Annotated in this window: 8 protein-coding genes; 1 reads left to right on the forward strand and 7 read right to left on the reverse strand. The window is 40.6% G+C overall.

Annotated features, from left to right (window positions below; translation table 11 throughout):
* Nucleotides 1-402 precede the first annotated feature (402 nt).
* Nucleotides 403-2,163: a glycoside hydrolase family 43 protein gene (locus BQ5338_RS06635; protein WP_078063416.1), complete on the forward strand. Its 1,761-nt coding sequence runs from the start codon at nt 403-405 to the stop codon at nt 2,161-2,163.
* 839 nt (nt 2,164-3,002) lie between these two features.
* Here the strand turns inward: BQ5338_RS06635 and BQ5338_RS06640 are convergent.
* From BQ5338_RS06640 to BQ5338_RS06670, 7 genes are read right to left on the reverse strand one after another with little or no spacing between them, the layout of a single operon-like run.
* Nucleotides 3,003-4,565: a carboxylesterase/lipase family protein gene (locus BQ5338_RS06640; RefSeq protein ID WP_071146063.1), complete on the reverse strand. Its 1,563-nt coding sequence runs from the start codon at nt 4,563-4,565 to the stop codon at nt 3,003-3,005.
* A 14-nt stretch (nt 4,566-4,579) separates the two neighbouring features.
* The gene (locus BQ5338_RS06645) at nt 4,580-6,505 is read right to left on the reverse strand and encodes a glycoside hydrolase family 97 protein (RefSeq protein ID WP_071146064.1); all 1,926 of its coding nucleotides are present in this window, start codon (nt 6,503-6,505) and stop codon (nt 4,580-4,582) included.
* A gap of 7 nt (nt 6,506-6,512) precedes the next feature.
* Nucleotides 6,513-9,104, reverse strand: a complete 2,592-nt coding sequence (gene xyl3A / locus BQ5338_RS06650; protein WP_071146065.1) for a xylan 1,4-beta-xylosidase — start codon at nt 9,102-9,104, stop codon at nt 6,513-6,515.
* Nucleotides 9,105-9,116: 12 nt separating this feature from the next.
* Nucleotides 9,117-11,744 (reverse strand): glycoside hydrolase family 31 protein, encoded by a 2,628-nt coding sequence (locus BQ5338_RS06655; protein WP_071146066.1) that lies wholly within the window; start codon nt 11,742-11,744, stop codon nt 9,117-9,119.
* Between the two features lie 32 nt (nt 11,745-11,776).
* On the reverse strand, nt 11,777-14,170 hold the full coding sequence (locus BQ5338_RS06660) for a glycoside hydrolase family 127 protein (RefSeq protein ID WP_071146814.1): 2,394 nt from the start codon (nt 14,168-14,170) through the stop codon (nt 11,777-11,779).
* A gap of 28 nt (nt 14,171-14,198) precedes the next feature.
* The gene (locus BQ5338_RS06665) at nt 14,199-16,616 is read right to left on the reverse strand and encodes a glycoside hydrolase family 2 TIM barrel-domain containing protein (RefSeq protein ID WP_078063451.1); all 2,418 of its coding nucleotides are present in this window, start codon (nt 16,614-16,616) and stop codon (nt 14,199-14,201) included.
* A 40-nt stretch (nt 16,617-16,656) separates the two neighbouring features.
* Entirely contained in the window at nt 16,657-18,996 is a 2,340-nt protein-coding gene (locus BQ5338_RS06670) for an alpha-L-fucosidase (protein WP_159431316.1), read from the reverse strand.
* Between the last annotated feature and the right edge of the window lie 20 nt (nt 18,997-19,016).

Here is a 19,016-nt window from a genome sequence, read left to right on the forward strand (position 1 = left end):
AAATGTCGTTAACTTCGGAAGGCAAAGATAGATAAATTAGTGTAAGTTCGGCGAATTAGATTCATTCGATTTGTTTTTTTTAAGTGCTTTCTTTTTAATCTGTTGATATTAAGCTGCTTATATGCCTTTGTGTTACCTCCTCGTAAGATTATGTTACATTGTATCTCAATAATGTAATGCCAGCGACAATTTGTGTAACATGCTTTGTGAATTTTAATTAGGATCATTCTGTATATTTGCCATGTATATGTCAACCAATATAGCCTCAAACAAAAGTTTTTACGACAACGAAGAGATGAAGTAATTATTTTGTTTTTTAGAAAAGGAAATTGCATAAAGAACGATTATTATAGTACTAAAATAGTTATTCAATTTATTTTTTAATCTTTATTCTATTAATTAATGGAAATATCAAAATTTAAATTCACTTTGTCACGAAGTCAACAAATTGTAACATTGTTTGCTTTTATGATTTTATCTTTCAATGGAGTAGCAAGAGGGAAAAACAAGACGGAAGGGAATATTTCGAAGAATACTCCACTTTTCACTCAATTTATTTATCAGGGTAATGATCAGGTATATATTGATAACCCTTTACTTCCGGATGAATTTTATACCCCAATTTTGCAAGGATGTTATCCGGATCCCAGTATCACATGCAAGGGTAAGGATTACTATTTGGTAAATTCTTCATTTGCAATCTTTCCGGGGGTACCTATTTTCCATTCCACTGATTTGGTGAACTGGAAGCAAATAGGCCATGTGTTGGATCGACCTTCACAGCTTAAAATAGAAGATTGTGGTATCAGTGCAGGGGTTTATGCTCCGGCTATAAAGTATAATAAGTATAATGATACTTTTTATATGATCACTACGCAATTTTCCGGAGGCTTTGGAAACATTGTAGTAAAAACAAAGGATCCTCTTCAGGGATGGAGTGACCCCGTTAAATTGCAGTTTGCGGGTATTGACCCTTCTCTTTTTTTTGATGATAATGGCAAAGCTTATGTTTTGCACAATGATGCGCCTGATAGAGGAAAAGAACTTTATCAAGGACATCGTGTGATCAAGATCTGGGAGTATGATTTGGCAACTGATCAGGTAATTGCCGGAACAGATAAAATTATTGTTGACGGCGGCGTTGATATAACAAAAAAACCGATTTGGATTGAAGGGCCTCATCTTTATAAAAAAGACGGACGATACTATCTTATGTGCGCCGAAGGGGGTACAGGTGATTGGCATAGCGAAGTAATTTTTGTAAGTGATGATCCTAAAGGTCCTTATAAGCCGGCTCCGAATAATCCGATCCTTACACAGCGTTATTTCCCTACTAAGCGTGACAATAAGGTTGATTGGGCCGGACATGCTGATTTGGTAGAAGGACCTAATGGTAAGTACTACGGTGTCTTTTTGGGCATTCGTCCCAATGAAAAACAAAGGGTAAATAAAGGACGCGAAACATTTATTCTTCCTATTGATTGGACTGGAGAATTTCCTGTCTTTGAAAATGGGCTTGTTCCTTTGACTCCAAAATTGAAAATGCCTCAAGGTGTGGAAAATAAAACGGGAAAGGATGGATTTGTTCCTAATGGAAATTTTAAATTTATAGATAACTTTGATTCAGAAAAACTAGATTTAAGATGGGTTGGAATAAGAGGACCGCGTGAGAGCTTCGTTACGAAAACCAAAAAAGGATTACAAATAAAACCATTCCCGACGAATATCAAGGAAGTAAAGCCAACTTCTACACTCTTTTATCGTCAGCAGCATGATTGCTTTACGGCAACCACTACGATGGATTATAACCCAAAGTCAGAAACAGAACTTGCCGGTATAACTTGCTATCAGAATGAGAAATTCAATTATGTGTTTGGTTTGACTAAGAAAGGTAAAGATTACTATTTGTTACTGGCAAGAACAGAAAGAGGTAAATCTACTATTCTTGCAAGTGTTAAACTTGATAGCCATAGCCCTATTTCGTTGCAGGTAGAAGCTAAGGGAGATGATTATAGATTCAATTATTCTGTAAATGCAAAGGACTTTGTTAATTTGGGAGGTAGTGTTTCCGGTGATATTCTTTCTACAAATGTTGCGGGAGGATTTACCGGACCATTAATTGGCTTGTATGCCACTTCAACTAATGATGTGATACCTCAATAAGTAAAGCTATCGCTTCTAAATTCAAAGGATATTATTGATTTGGACTGCTTAAAAGAAAAGTATATTGAAAGGTAAAAAGGTAATGTTTTACTCATTGGTTATAATTTAATTAGGTATTAGTTTTTAATTCTCTGATTTTTCACAGAGAATCTCTTTTGTCTTTTTTATATTCCACATTTTCTGTGAAAGAAAGTGTGGAATATTATCTAAATAGAAGTCGTACATTCGATACGTTGATCGCGGACGTTCAACACGTTGAAAGCGTGCTTTCTATACGTTGAAGTCATGAGTTCTATTTAGAAAAGATCATTTGTAAGGAGTGAAGAGAAATAGAACAGATAGGAAAGACTTGCGCAAATTTCTGATTGCATCTAACTTTAACGAACAGGACAACCTTCAAATCGTTTTTTCTTCCTGAAAAACTTGACTTTGCTTGTTTTATGTAGTATCTTCGTTAGAGTTATCATAAAGTAGTTTCAAATTAAACTACGGTAAACGGGAGAAGCAACAACTTCTCCCGTTTTTTGGGTTCTGCACCGTGCAGTTGACCCTTCTGCACCGTTCAGTTGGCCCAAAAGAAGGCGGAGGATGGGCAAAGAGACAGTTGCAGATTCTCCAAAAGACGGTTTCTCTTCACCAATATGCTTATTTGTTATCGGAATAACTCCTAGTGAAAGATAAATTTCCTCTATATGCTATCCCGATAACTCCTTTTGTCTTTGGAGTGGGCTCATTCCGTTAATTATGCATAATTCGTCTCTTGACAAATTATAGGTAACTGTCTGATTTATTCTCAGAAACTCTTTGACCCCTTCCTCTTACTCTTTTATACCAACTAATTAGTTAGCCCAATCTTCTCCTTCAGGTGTGCGTCTCCATTCGAAGTAGGAGTTTAACACTTGAAGCGATTCAAGGCTTGGAACCGGCCCCGTGTGTGGTGTCGGACCTAGATACATCACTACCGGGTTGTTATCGCTGAAGGTGGGCCATTCAGGAACTCCATTTCCATTTGGATCACCATACTTGGCAAAGTTTGTCCAATACGTACCCATAGCGTCTGAAATGGCAATATCACTTTTTGTTGTTTGAGGATTTGAAGTGTCTAGATGTCCGAAAACATAGGCAACCTCTTGCCCGTGTGGTGAGCCATACCCTGCGCGTGGCGAACCTTCCGGATAATCAGGGTGCTGATCGAAATAGTAATAGAATACTTTCGATTTTCCGGTTTTTGCCTGAAGTCTTGCCCAACTCCATGTTTGCCATCCGAATGCTGCATCACGTGACAAGTCGCGTGCGGTTTTAGGAACAACATCCGTTCCAACAGGATAAGCTTTGAGCAAATCAGCAGCAAACTTACCGTAACGTGTCTCTACGCCGGAAATGTAATCTTTCGGATTCCGTCCCGGCGAAAAGCTTGCGCCTTCATCGGAGTTATAACCAACGAGAATCGGTATATCGTTGTATTTTCCGGCTTCGTAGAGTTTATACTGATCGTCGGGAATTACATAACCATCAACAATAGGCCATGAGCCTCCGAAGCCACGATCCGGGAGTTTCGCGGCATCGATCTTCCGTAATTCTGCGATAGAAGAAGCTCCGGCGCTTTTCATGTAGGTCTCTCCGTCAAGTTCGGCATATTTTAAGCGTTTCATATTTTCACCCGGATACGTCATTGTTTTACGTGAAGGGCCAAAAGAGCCACCACTTTCCGAAATAGCACCCTGAAATAGCCCTTTGGCCAAAGGAGAAGCACATAACATGCTAACGGCAATCCCACCGGCTGATTCACCGAAAATGGTCACCTTCTTTGGATCACCACCAAAGGCCGCGATATTTTTTTGTATCCATTTAAGGCCTGCAATCATATCAAGCAATCCGTAATTTCCAGAAACATGATTTGGGCTTTCAGCACTCAATTCAGGATGTACGAAAAAGCCAAATTGCCCAACTCTATAAGCAATACTGACTAATACCACACCTTTATTAGCAAGCTTTTCACCACTGTAAGGCCATTCGGAAGTAGCTCCGGCACCAAATCCGCCACCGTAAATCCAGACAAGTACGGGAACCTTCTCTTTTGCCGATTTCGCCGGTGTCCAAACGTTCAGATACAAGCAGTCCTCGCTTTTTCCCGATGGAGGATTACCCCCTTGCATAGGGCCTGGAGCAAACTTTGTGGCTTGCTTTATATCGGTCCATTTTGCCGGAGGCTGGGGAGCACGCCAACGAAGGTCGCCAACCGGAGGCGCAGCAAACGGAATACCTTTGTAAATAGTCAACCCATCGTCAAATGTTCCCTGCAACAATCCACCATCGACTTTCACCGGGGCAGGTTGTTGCGCAATGACTAGTCCGGTAAAGGACATAAAGAACATTGCAACTAAACAAATCTTGTTTTTCATAATGATAATATTAATTATTGAATCGCTTTCAAGCAGGCGGCGAAACCACCTCTGCCCAGCAATCTTACTTTTACTATGCTTGATTTATCAACTACCAGATATTGCGTTACTAATTCTTTATCGTGCTCACCATCTGCAATTAATGTCAGCTTATATTTTACTCCTTCCGGCAGATAATTGAATGTTATCGTTTTGTCTTTAGGATATTTTTCTGCACTAATGCCTCCAATATACCATTCATTGCCTTTATTTCTTGCGATGATCAAATCCTTTCCGGGATATCCGTCAATTAGTTTTGTATTATCCCATGCATTTGGCACTTCCATTAGGAAATTCTTAGCAGCAAAGGGCAACCCGTAATAACCGGAAGGGCGGTCGGCCATGTGTTGAATTCCTGATTCGAATACTACACTGAGTGCCAGTTCATGTCCGTAAGATGTCGTATGCGGAAATTGAGAATTGGTAAAGGTTACCGGGGTATAATCCATAGCACCAACCACATTTCGCGTAAAAGGTAAAATGGTATTGTGTTCAGGTGCAGTAGTGGTGAATTCGGGTCCATTATTGTACCACTCAGCACCACGCACACCTTCGTACGTCATCATGTGCGGATATGTCCGAGCCCAACCGCGAGGTACCAAGCAACCGTGAAAATATACCATCATTTCAAACTTGGCAGCGTCATCCAAGATGTCAAGATAGTATTTAATCATGTCTTGCTTTTCGCTTTCAAAAAAGTCGATTTTCACTCCCACAATTCCTAGCTTCTTTAGTTTGGCAAACTCTTCCATGCGGTTTTCGTGAGTATACATACGGTCACGTGGTGTTGCAGAGACCCATGTGTGTGGCCCTCCCGAATTGTACCATATCAAGGGTTTTATACCTTTAGACAGAATATACTTAATGGCATCTTCAAGATTACCACCATTGCTCATGGCATCCCATTCCCAATCAAGAAGCGTATAAGGCCAATTCATAGAAGCTGCCAAATCGGCGAATTCGCAAACCGTTTTATAATCTTTAGTTCCATGATTGCTCGACCAATAGTTCCATGATGCGACACCCGGTTTTATCCAATCAGTTTTGGTTACAACGGAAGGGGGGCAAACATCGTCTACTAAGGTTGACTCTACAATATCGGCAAGGCTTCCCATGATGATTACCCGCCATGGCGACTTCCAGGGAAGGGTTATTGTGGGTTTTGATTCTCCCTGCCCGTTACCGTCTCTTTGATCGGGGAAGGTAATTTTATATTGCGCTTTATCAGCTACATTACTAAGCTTCGAACCACAGTAGTTGCGGTTTACATCGGCTTCATGTATCAGATACCAACAATCTTTGTCAGCTGAATTAAAAAGTGCCGGATAGCCCCAATTTTGCTGTACTTTATCATCGTTCATAGTGCTATAGAGGCCTTCATTAGCCGTATTCCACTTTTCCATCCAACGCTTTGTACTATCAGGTATAGCATAAGATGTTAGCTCGTCTTGTATCACAAATGAACCTTTCTTTTCTGGAAATTCATATCGAAAAGCGACGCCATCGTTATAAGCCCTGATAATTAAGTTGAGTTTTGCTTTTCCCGGATTCTCAAAAGATATAACTGTTTCGTTTGCCAAATTGCTACATTGCATCCGTTTACCGTGCAATGCAGAATATCGTTCGGTTATTAAAGCGGGTTTAGATGCCTTCAGATATTTAAGCTCTTTCGAGAAGTTCTGGTCGGTACGCGCGAGTCCCATCGCTATTTTCGGAATAGCCTCACAACTCTTATCTTTATTTATATAGTTCACTTTTAAGTACCATTCACCAACTTCAGCACTTTGTGTGTTGTAAAGCCCGATATTTATCTTATGGTTTGGTGAAATGACTGTTACTTTTTGCGAAAACACAGCCAATGAGTTGAGGAGGATAAGTCCTGTTATAATCTTAGATTTCATATTCGTTCTATTTGCTTATACTAATCTTTACTGTTTTTAAATCTTTAGCAGATGAGCTGTTCCCATACAAAATTTCATATTCTCCTGCAGTTATAGCCATTTCAACATTTCTCCTATCAAAGAACTCAAATGCTTCATAGGGAAGTTTGATAACTGCCTGGCTCGTTTTACCTGTAGGTACGTCAACCCTCTTAAAACCTTTTAAAGTTTTAATGGGTCCGTCGGTGTCATTTACTTTGCGAATATAAACCTGCACAATTTCAGTTCCGTTACGTTTGCCGGTATTTGATACAGGTATGGTAAGGTCGACAGATTCGTTGGGTCTAATGACTGTACTACTTAATTTTGCATTACCAATAGAGAAAGTAGTATAACTCAATCCAAAACCAAATGGGAATAAAGGATCGGACATATAACGATAAGTACGGCCTTTCATGGAATAATTTTCAAAATCGGGCAACTGATTCATACTCTTGTAGAAAGTGATTGGTAGTTTTCCCGATGGGTTATAATCACCGAAAAGCACATCGGCTACAGCCTGTCCTCCCGATTCGCCTCCATACCAAGCCTGCAAGATAGCATCACAGCTTTCAGTTTCGGGAACTAAAGCAATTGCAGAACCTGAACAATTTACGAAAATCACCTTTTTCCCCGCCTGTTTTAATGCTTTTAAACAATTGCGCTGTACTGATGGAAGTTCTATATCTGTACGGTCGCCACCTTTGAAACCGGGATATGATACAGGCATTTCTTCACCTTCGAGTTGTGTGGAAAGACCACCGACAAATACAACAATATCAGTCCCTTCAAGTTTCTTCAAAAGTTTAGTATAGTCTACATCTACTTCTTGTCCAAAGTTAAATTCGATATCTGCCTCCCAATTGTTTAACTGTGCAAAGCGGATCTCTATTTTATATTTTTTACCACTCTCTACTTTAAATGGGATCCTTGACGGAAGTGTTCTCCAATTTTCATATTTTGCGATCGACTTACCGTTCACCAATAATTCAAAATATCCGGTAGCTCCGCATTTAAATACAAGTTCTTCATCTTTGGGTGCTTCGAAGTCCGTTTCATATTTTGCAGAGAACCCTTGAAGCTTAACCCCGGACGCAAATTCGTGTTGCCCGGCAGTGGTTAGTTTTATTGGATTTACAATCTGTTGAGTTGCAACAACATCTCCCTCAAGGTCTTTATTATTCCAGTAAGTAGCTTTAAATCCTTTCTTACCATCAATTGAACATTTAGAAAAGTAGGTCTCGGTTACTTTATCTTCAACCAAATCGCATCCTTTGTCATATATAACCTTATTGGCTGAGAGTTTGGAAGTAATGCCATCGAGAATTGTAATTGTTCTCACAGGAGTTCCGTTATAATTTCCCCACAACATGGGCTTATCATTGGCATTTGGACCGATGACAGCTATTTTATTGGATTTCTTTAAGGGAAGAAGTTCGGCTTTATTCTGGAGGAGTGTCATTGACTTGAGGGCCATTTCTAAAGCCAGCTTTCTGTGTTCATCGTTATTAACAATAGATAGAGGAATTTTAGACCAGGAGACTAATGAGTCATCATCCATCTCACCCAAATCAAAACGGGCAATTAATACCCGCAACAGGTGCTTGTTTATTTCTTCTTCTGTAATTAACCCTTTTGCAACAGCTTCAGGTAATTTTTTATAAATATGGTCTGCCCATTGACATTCCACATCGGTTCCTGCTAAAACGCCCTTAGAAGCTGCATGAACAGCATCCGATGAAACTTTGTGGCTGGTGTAAAAATCGGATATTGCGCCACAGTCAGAAACGACCATATATTTATATCCCCATTCATCTCTTAGAATTCTTTGAAGCAGTTGTGTATTTCCACAACAAGGCTCATCATCCAAACGCTGGTAAGCACACATCACTTGGCGTACGTCGGCTTGCTGAACCAATGATTTGAAGGCAGGAAGATAGGTCTCGTACAAGTCGCGTGGATCTAAGTTATTAATATTCAGAATATGGCGGCTCCATTCTGGACCCGAATGAACGGCAAAATGTTTGGCACAAGCTAAGAGCTTTCTGTATTTAGCATCGGAAGGGCCTTGCAAACCTTTTGTCACAGAAATACCCATACGCGAAGTCAGGTAAGGATCTTCACCATAAGTTTCCTGTCCACGTCCCCAACGTGGGTCGCGGAATATATTCACATTTGGAGTCCAGACGGAAAGGCTTAAAAAACGAGTATTCTCTAGTCCATTCTTTTTCGCCTCATTATATTTAGCTCTCGTTTCATCGGAGACAGCATTAAAAATGCGATAAACCAATTGGTCGTCGAAAGAGGCAGCCATACCAACGGGTTCAGGAAAAACAGTCACATTACCATTATTAGCCAAGCCATGTAAGGCTTCACTCCACCAGTTGAATTTTTTAATACCCATACGTGGGATGGCATCCGAGACATCGCACATCAAAGTTGCTTTTTCGCTCAATGTCAAGCGGGTTATTAAATCTTTGGCCCTTTCTTCGGAACTTAAATTAGGGTTTTGGTAAGGCAATTGACCCCACAAATGTACCGAAACCACTAGACTTAAAGCCATTAGTAATTTAGTTTTCATTTTTTCTCATTTTTATAGTTGTTTTCCTTTTGATTTAATTTTTATCTTCTTTCCGTGGTAAGGAACTGTTTTTTTACTTGTGCTTATAGTTGTTCCAATTCCTTCAATTTCATTCACAAAGACAACATTAAAAACACGGTTCGTTAAGCTACCCGGATAATCCCCTTGTCTGTTACCAATCGTCAAAGATTGCTGTTTGTCATCCCACTTAAACGGAATAACTGTGTACTTTCCTTTCTCATAGTTATAATTATCACCTTCATCTTCGTATAAATCAAAGTTGCCATCTGCTCCTTTATACACGCGGATTTCAAGGGATTCACCCGTCTTTTCGCTCGTATATTGCACTATTGGCCCCATAGGTATTATTGACCCTGCTTTTATAAACAACGGTATTTTGTCCAAAGGTGCTTCAGCTTTTATGGTCTGTCCGCCTTTCATGCGTTTACCGCTCCAGAAATCGTACCAATCGGTAGATTTCGGAAGATAGACGTCTCTTTGTGTTGTGCCTGCATCGGTAATTGGTGCCACCAGAAATGCTTTTCCAAACATGTATTCATAAGGCTGTTTCACTGCGTCGGCATCACCGTTGAAGTCCATTACCATGGCGCGCATCATCGTTGATCCATTTTTTGTAACCTGCCATGCTTCGGAATAAATATATGGAAGTAAGCGATAGCGAAGGTTCAGCATCTTTCGCATGTTGTCTTCAACCGTACGTCCGTATTTCCATGGTTCAGTCTCGGTTTGGTAACCATGCATTCGGAAAATCGGGTTGAAGGTACCCCATTGGTACCAGCGTGTTAGTAGTTCATGGAATTTCACATCGGTGTATTGCGATTGACCGGGACGGAAGAAACCGCCGATGTCAGTTGTCCAATAGGGTAATCCGGTAATCGTAAAGTTTAGCCCGGCAACAATCTGATTTCGGAAAACGTCCCAAGTACCACCAATATCGCCTGACCAGTTAATCACTCCATAACGTTGCTGTCCAGAAAAAGCCGAACGAGTAAGGATGCAAACCCGCTTGTCGGAAGAAGCCTCGCGTTGACCTTCATATACCGCCCGACTTACCATTAATGGATAGGTTAAACGATAAAAATCGCCTATACCGATATGAGTTTTTGTCCCTTTCAAAGCATCATTCTCGGGTTCGACAGCATCCATCCACCAAGAGTCAACACCATAATCGAACATATTTACCTTCAATGTATTCCAGTATTCTTTTCTGGTTTCCGGATTGAAATAATCTAGCCATTTGGTGTTTGGTATGAATCTATTTTTTGCCACATACTCTTTACCAATTGTTGAGTTCTTATCGGGATTCGACCAAATAGAGATATTGAAATGCGCATTCAAATCGTGTAATTCTTTTATAAAGGCGGAAGGATTTGGGTAATTCTTCTCATCGAATTGCGGAACGCCCCATCCTCTGCTGCCCCAGTATTGCCAATCTTGTACAATTACATCCATCGGAAGGTTTCTTTTTCGGAACTCTTTTACTGTTTCAACCAAATGTGTACCCGATGTGTAACGTTCGCGACATTGCCAAAAACCATAAGCCCATTTAGGGAACATGGGTGCATTGCCCGATAAATTGCGGTAGGAGGCAATTACATTGTCAGCCGATGGTCCGTAAAATACGACATAATCAAGCAATTTAGCGTTAGGCGAACGGAATGTTGTTAAATCGCCACTAAATCTCCACGACAATTTAGGTGTGTTGTCTGATTTACAAACGACCTGCACCTGATGCTCTCCGGCTTTTAGGTTTACCAACGTACCGGCAGTAGGAGGGAGCCACATATTACTCTGGTCAATACAGGGTTTTCCATCGATAACCACATATTGACGATTACCCATGTTACCTAAATCCAGAAATATGGAGTATTCCCCATCCGTAGGGATATTTAATGTCCCTTGATATAAAGATTGATTCTGAGACACTTTCTGAGTACCGGAAGTAGTGGTTACTTCCGCCATTTGGTTGTTCTCTGTGGTTGATTGTTGTTGTTTTTCAAGGGTAACAAAGTTATCCGTCGGATTAAAATCGGTAAGACCGTACTGATGCCACAACAATCCGTAGCCTTTACTTGAATAAATAAAAGGAATAGCAATTTGCGTATTGACCTGAGTCAATTGTCGGGTAACGTTTTTTAGATTATATTGTCCATCCTGGAACTGTCCCAAGCCGAAAATAGACTCATCAGAGGGTGACTCAAAGCTTTGTTCTGCCACAAAACAAGGTTCACCTTGAATTAAGTCGGGCGTTAGTTTGCGAGCATCTTCTTTTTCGCTTAAAAACACCTTACCGGTATTATCAGCATACGACAATTTGCCGGTAAGTTTATCCAAGGATACAATTATCTTTTTTACTTTTATTTCCAGCTTTGCCGACGTATCGGCAACCTGAAATTTTGGAACTGCAACACCCGAAGTGAAAATTAGTTCCGGAAGGTTTCCTTCTGTTTCTTTGTAGAATTTGATCCTTACGGCATTCTCGGTCAAGGGAGAAATACTAAGTGTTCCATCCGATAAAGTAATATTCACCCTGTCGGGCAATTGTTTGAAGCTTTTCACAACCTGTCCATGGCAAAGAAGGGGGAAAAGACAAACTATTGAAAGGTATTTTAATTTCATATTGATTTTGTTTCCACTGTAAGGCTATCAATTCATTTCTTGGCTCTTAATAACCTAACATAGTATACTTTACCTGCCGTGTTTCCAGATAACGCTTTGAATTTCACACGAACAAATTCTTTTCCGTTCAACATTGTATCTGGAATCGGATATTCGACATTTTGGAATTTGTTTTGTTTCCATTTATCGGAAATATTTTCAGTTACCAACTTTTGATCGTCAATATAAATATCGAAAGATCTATTTCCTTTCTCAGCACCCCAATATCGAACCAACAAGCTTAGGCCACTTTCTTTACTAGTGGCGAGTTTGTAGCTGAAATAACCTTCGTTTTGGGCTTCGCGCCAAAACTCATTCATATTGTTTCCTGTTGAAGAATATTGCCTTTCCATGGCATGATCAACCTCAGGTTGTTGTTCACCGGGTGCAACAAAATCAAGTGTTCGTTTCTGAAGTTCCATATTTTCTTTTTCAATATTCGAAATCGAATCCGTGAAAGAACAATATTCCGAATTGGTAAGAGCCATCCAGTACATCATATACCTTGAATCGTGGATTTGATAAAATGGTTCTAACTTTATCTGATCAATTGGATTAATCATTTTGACATTAAGAGTGAAGTTCAGCGGTTTATCTTTAATTGGCACTAACTTGTCTGCAATTTTTTTAATGTCGTCTTCAACTAAAATGGGAGCTTTGTCGATAGGTAGTTTTTGTCCACCCGGATATTGTCCGAAGCGGCTGTCATTGGCAATCAGACCTATCAAATCTTCTGTTCCTGTTTTGGCACCAAGCAAAATCGGTCCATGCATAAATGCAATATATTGAGGCACGTTAGGTAGATATTCGATGGAGTTATGCATTGGAAGTTTGATTTCCACTACATCGCCTTTTTTCCAGGTTCTGCTAATACACACAAAAGAGGATGGATGATTGGAGTAAGTCACGTTCTTGCCATTTACAGTAATCTTTAAAGCGCCATCGCTCACCCAAGCAGGGTAGCGAACCATTAATTTGAATTTGGCGCCACCTTCGGTTACGGTAAATTTACTTTGTTCTTCATAAGGAAGCGTGGTTTCTTGTTTGAATCTAATCTTCTTTTCTTTCCAGTTTAGTTCCGAAGCAATAAAGAGATTCAAATATAATGAATCATTTGAATGAGTGTAGATAAATTGGTTGTATTTAGAATGATTTTCCATGCCGGTACCAACGCAGCACCACATTGCTTCATTGGGAGCAGAATATATTCTGTAGTGACGCGGGCGAGCCGAAGTAAAATACACATATCCTCCGTGTTCGGGGTGTTGACTTGAAAGGATATGGTTATATATTGTTCTTTCATAATAGTCGACATATTTAGCCTCAGGACGTACTCTAAATAAGTCTTCAGTCAATTTCAACATGTTGTTCGAATTACATGTTTCAGGCCCATCCACATCATTGACGTAGTCGGTACAAGATTCGGCATTTGGAAAATGTTCTCTTCTACTATTTCCACCTAAAGCCAGAGAGCGGTTTGTTGTAACTGTCTCCCAAAAGAAGCTACCTGCTCTATCATATTTCTGATCATGACTAAGCTCTGCAATTCTTTCAAAACCAACCACTTTCGGGATCTGAGTATTTGCATGTTTGTTATCCAGGTTGTCTATTTCTTGCGACATCGGATCAAGAATCATTCTGTGAGAATAGCGTTTTGCGGCCACTAGGTATTTTTTATCGCCTGTCATCTGGTAGGCATCGGCAAACATTTCGTCCATACCCCCATGTTCCATGTTAAGCATTGATTCCATCTGCTCATCGGTAAGGGCGGAAGTGATGGAGATTCCCCAATCACAGAATTTTAAAAACATTACTTTTGCATTTTCATATCCGCAATACACCCAAGCATCTCTAAGCCCCGCATACATTTTATGTAAGTTATAAAAAGGAGCCCATGAAGCAAGGTACACGCTGAAATCTCCTTTTTTAAAGCTAGTCCATATTTTTGCGCTATTTGGAAACCCTCCTACATAATCAACACCCCATGTAGAATTATTTAAGGCGTTGGCTTCTTGGCAGATTTTAAGTTCAGCAAGCATATACTCCATGCGTTTTTTGCATTCTGCATTACCTGTGGATGCATAATTTAGAGCCATGGCTGTCAAATAATGTCCTGCTATATGACCATCGAGACCATCCCAGTTTGGATATGTTTTGGCCTTTTCGGGCAATCCTGCTTCTTTTCGGTAAGGTGCCAACATTCGGTCAACATCATACTTCAAAAGTACTTCAAGGTTAAGATCTCGTGCGTGCTTGAATGGACTATCGAGTAATGTGACGTCGCCTAATGGAAACTCATTAGGATAAAGCTTATTCTGCGCTTTGAGATTTGAGCTTCCTAAAAGTATGCAATTTATTGCACAAAAGTATAAAAGGTATTTCTTCATGTGTTTTTTATTTATTATAATTTCTAAATTATTTATTAATCGTAAAAATATCCGTTGTAACATTGTTTAGACCATGCGAACTTACTGAAAGTTTAATCGTACCGGCAATTTTAGTACTTTTAATTACAACAAGGGCACGTCCATGCCAGGCTTTTCGGGAAGTAGCAACGTAAGGATCAACATCTTTGATGTTTGCATTATCCACACCGGCAATTACGCCCGGACCACTAATCTTAAATTCTAACCTGTTTTCAGCATTGGGCTGTAGATTTCCATCTTTATCCGTTACTTCAATAGTGACAAAGGATAAATCCTGCCCATTAGCTGATATTTTCGTACGGTCGACAATTAGTTTAATTTTAGCAGCATCACCCGAAGTTTTCAAAATGGTTGTTTCCACTTCTTTATTATTCATTACTCCAACTGCTTTTAACTCGCCATTGGTATAAGGAACACTAAATGTTGCCTTGAATTGTTGTTCCTCAGTTGTAGATTGTTCGCCAATCAGTTTCTGATTTAGAAAAAGTCGAACCTTCGGATATTTTGAATAAACTTCAACTTCCAGTTGCTTTCCTTCGTAGCCTGGCCATGTCCAGCTTTCCCATGTCGGCCAAACAGCCCAACCGGTTGTTTTTATTTTTCCTGAATCGGGATTTGGCTCCCGAACGGCCATATAAAGCTTTTCATTTTCATTATAAAGCATGCTTCTGTAATGCGAAATCGGTTTGCGCCATCCCGTCAAATCAATATCGCCACAATATGCGCCATGCCAGGGGTATAATACCCCTTCCCAATGTTCGCCGGGTTTATCGCCCGGATAATACCAACGTCCAATGCTCGATTCTCCTAAATAATCAAGCGCAGTCCAAACAAAATCACCCAGAATATAATTGTGACTTTGCACCATTTTCCAATTGGCAAAAGCATCTCTCGGATACGATTCGGTTTGAACAATAATCCTCGAAGGCACTCTCTCATGATCCGATGGAGCGCGGTGCAGCTGATAATTATACCCACAAACATCATGTGTAGCCATTAGTGGATCGAATATTTCCCAATCGCTGTCCCATGTCGTCATAGCTGAAGTAACTGGTCGTGTGGGATCGTTTTTGCGGATGCAATCAGCAAGCATTTTGGCTGTTTCAACAGCTTCAGGCTTTTTCCGCTCAATAATCTCGTTGCCAGTGCTCCACATAATAATGGAAGGATGGTTTCGGTCGCGTTGTACCATGGCTTCGATATCGCGTTGCCACCAACTGTCAAAGTACATGGCATAATCGTAGTCATTTTTTCTTTCTTTCCATCCATCAAATGCTTCATCGATAACCAGCATTCCCAATCTGTCGCAGGCATCCAAAAAAGCTTCTGACGGAGGGTTATGCGAAGTACGAATTGCATTAAACCCTGCTGATTTAAGAATTTGAACCCTTCGTTCTTCGGCACGATCAAAAGCGGCAGCTCCTAAACAACCATTGTCGTGATGCACACAACCTCCATTGATTTTCACCATTTTTCCATTAAGTTGAAATCCACTTTCGGTGGTAAATTTTATGGAGCGAATACCAACGTTTGTTTTGATATTCTCAATTGTTTTTTTATTCTTCTCAATACGAACTTGTGCCTGATATAAATTAGGGGTTTCGGGAGTCCACAGCAAAGGGTTATAAACTTGAATGGTTTGTTCAACTTCTTTCTCGCTGTTGGCAGGAAGTTGCACGATCAATTGATTGTCACCTGCTTTTCTCGCACTTGCATCCCAAAGTGTAGTTTTAAGACTAATGTTTTGAGGTAATTCTGTCTCATTTTTCACCAACGTTTTCACTATAACAGTTGCTTTTTTAGTGGATACAATGGGAGTCGTAACTGATAAACCCCATTGAGCAACATGTATTGGGTTGGTAACAACCATCCATACATGTCGGTAAATACCGGAACCGCTATACCAACGGCAATTCTTTTGCTTTGAATTGTCCACCCGAACAGAAAGAACGTTTTTACCATTTAATTTCAGGTAAGGAGTAAGGTCATAACTAAAAGAAGTATAGCCGTAAGGATGAACGCCCAGCAATTTTCCGTTAATCGACACTTCTGAATTCATGTAAACACCTTCGAAATATATAGATATAAGTTTGTCCTTAAACGATGCCGGGAGCGTGAACGTTTTTCGATAGCAACCGACACCTGCAGGAAAATATCCTCCATCGTTTCCCATCGGATTCTTTGAATCTACTGTCCCTTCGATACTCCAGTCGTGCGGTAAATCGAGGTTTCGCCAATTTTTATCATCAAAATCGACAGTGCTGACAGCAGGAGGATCGCCCAAGAAGAACTTCCAATTACTATCGAAGAGTTGTTTGCCTAGTGTAATTTGCTGTGCTTTGAGGTTTGTTGTACAGACTAATGAAAGCACTGACATTATTGGTAAAAGTTTCAAGTATTTCAACATAGTATTTAATTTTATGATCAATTTTATCTCCATCTTGTTATTATCGTACAATCAAGGCATCCACAGCTACCGGTCCGGAACCAATATTGATAATACTAACCGTATGTTCACCCGGAGTTAGACCTGATATTTCGCACACCACTTGCTGTGCCTTACGTGCTCCAATGATAGATAAATCTGCTGTTGCACGGGTTTTGCCATCAATAAGAACTTCTATTTTTCCTGCTCCCACTTCTTTTGGGGCAATAATTGAGATATTGTTACCTATGAACGAACAAGTCCAACTATCGCCGGACGTATCGCTGGTTGTAAGGTCGTTATTGAAATCGCCGGTGCCCAGATTGCATTTGCGAAGCCATCCGGGAGCTTTTGCACCGGGATCATCGTCATTGAACCAGCCTTTGTCGTGAGTAATACGCATAACACGGCATTTCGAAGCCAACGACTGATCGGTGATTTCGGGCAATATTTGAAGCGGCTCTTCTGGTTTAATTGTCAAACCTTTATCATCTTGAACAAATTTCAAAGGACGGTCGGAACCTAGTATTTCAACTTTGGATACTTTACCCAAGGTTGTACCCCCGGCATGAAGTGCAGAAAGAGTGACAGGATTGCCGTCCCACTCCAAAAGCGTAGCGTAAACATTAGCTTGGTTGCGGGTATACAGGACGGTATTATCACCAAAAACTTCAAAAGGGCGGGAACCGTACACCGCTTCCCCATTGATTTTCAGCCAAGCACCAATATCTTTGCAGATGCGAATCACTTCAGAATCAAGGTCACCACGTCCGTGCTGGGTGATATTGAGCAACATGGTGCCGTTGCGCGAAACATTTTGCATCAATAGCCCAATTACTTTTTTAGCATCCATATATTTTTGACCAGTCAGATAATGCCACTCAGCAATGCTTGTTTCTGTCTGGAAAGGATAGGCCGTAATCTCCGGCTCAATGTCAGCCTCAGTACTCTTAACTAGAGACCGATCAACGAGAGGAAGCAGTTGAGGGCTGTTCTGGAAACTATTGTATCGTCCACCAACAGCTTTGAGGTTAATCACAACATCCATTTTTCCATGATTCCATTGCAGCGATTTATTGTAGTAATTTGCAATCAGTGACGGAGCAAGAAATCCCAATCCCATGTTCACACCCAAATCAATTTGCGAATCTCCCGCATGATCATCGAAGTAAATCATATCGGGATGATACTTGGTAATGGCATCATCTACCCGCCACATAAATTGGTTGGCGAAAGGTGAATGCAAGGGGTCTTTTTTGTCGTGTTTCGGTCCATATAAATCAACCGGATCCATCCCATCCCACCATTTCCCTTTTCCATCTAGAATGGTTTGAAGGGCATCATAAGGTACACCTTGTTTCGGTCCGGTCTTATCACTTGTGTAACGCACCGTCATAAATTGCCCCCATGTACGTCCCGGAGTGTTATGAAAACCAATGCCAAATCGTAAACCGCGTTGTCGGGCCATTTTTTCCCAAATACAGACAATATCTTGCTTGGGGCCAACATTCACTGAATTCCAGGGTTGATAAGTTGAATTCCAACAATCGAAGTTGTCATGATGCACTCCCATCGCCATAAAGTAGCGGGCACCCATTTCGACATACAAATCCATCAATTCTTCCGGTCTCCATTTGTCAATGACCCAATTGTGGCAAATGTCCTTGTATCCATATTCAGAGGGATGACCAAAGCTTTTGAGGTTGTATTCATATTGTTTGTTATCTTGCATATACATGCCGCGTGAATACCAATCGCTCTGCTCGGGCATGGACTGCGGATCCCAATGTGACCATGCTCCAAACTTAGCCTCACGCCACCATTCAGGTACAGTATAAATCCGGCTTAACTTCTTCCAATCGGCAGAATAAGAACCTGAAGCCACCGGAAACGGTGGTAAATTCCATATATCGGGCGGTAATCCCAAATCACCTTTCCCAACAATGATTTTGTCAATATTCACGGCTACATCATTATGAGCCAAACTGATGGTCAGCGAAGCATTATTTGGAATCGCAATGTCGATGATTGAATATAGAAACGATCCCATAAGAGCGCCCGATGAATGGATGTTAACCTTATGGGCCGATTGATTATTAACTGCAATACTGATAGTGCCTACTGATACTGAAGCATAGCAGATCGCTAGTTTGTTAGATGCTTTAATATTAAATAGTTTCACACCTTCACCAGACTTGGTCAAACAAACCACATACCCTCCGGAGGCCTTACTATCTGGAGCTTTTGACGCACTACCGATAAGTTTTGCAGCTTCTACCTCAAAGGAATGCTTTAGTGGCTTGGCTTCAGCTAAAAAACTAAAACCAAGCACAATTAAAACACAGATCAAGAACTTTTTCATCTGGAGACCCATAATAACAT

Origin of the sequence: Bacteroides ihuae (genome assembly GCF_900104585.1) — a bacterium.
In the GTDB taxonomy this organism is placed as follows: domain Bacteria; phylum Bacteroidota; class Bacteroidia; order Bacteroidales; family Bacteroidaceae; genus Bacteroides; species Bacteroides ihuae.

Excerpts from the sequence above, each read along its gene's own strand:
- BQ5338_RS06635 (WP_078063416.1), top strand. The coding sequence starts at position 403 with ATGGAAATATCAAAATTTAAATTCACTTTGTCACGAAGTCAACAAATT.
- BQ5338_RS06640 (WP_071146063.1), bottom strand. The coding sequence starts at position 4,565 with ATGAAAAACAAGATTTGTTTAGTTGCAATGTTCTTTATGTCCTTTACC.
- BQ5338_RS06645 (WP_071146064.1), bottom strand. The coding sequence starts at position 6,505 with ATGAAATCTAAGATTATAACAGGACTTATCCTCCTCAACTCATTGGCT.
- xyl3A (WP_071146065.1), bottom strand. The coding sequence starts at position 9,104 with ATGAAAACTAAATTACTAATGGCTTTAAGTCTAGTGGTTTCGGTACAT.
- BQ5338_RS06655 (WP_071146066.1), bottom strand. The coding sequence starts at position 11,744 with ATGAAATTAAAATACCTTTCAATAGTTTGTCTTTTCCCCCTTCTTTGC.
- BQ5338_RS06660 (WP_071146814.1), bottom strand. The coding sequence starts at position 14,170 with ATGAAGAAATACCTTTTATACTTTTGTGCAATAAATTGCATACTTTTA.
- BQ5338_RS06665 (WP_078063451.1), bottom strand. The coding sequence starts at position 16,616 with ATGTTGAAATACTTGAAACTTTTACCAATAATGTCAGTGCTTTCATTA.
- BQ5338_RS06670 (WP_159431316.1), bottom strand. The coding sequence starts at position 18,996 with ATGAAAAAGTTCTTGATCTGTGTTTTAATTGTGCTTGGTTTTAGTTTT.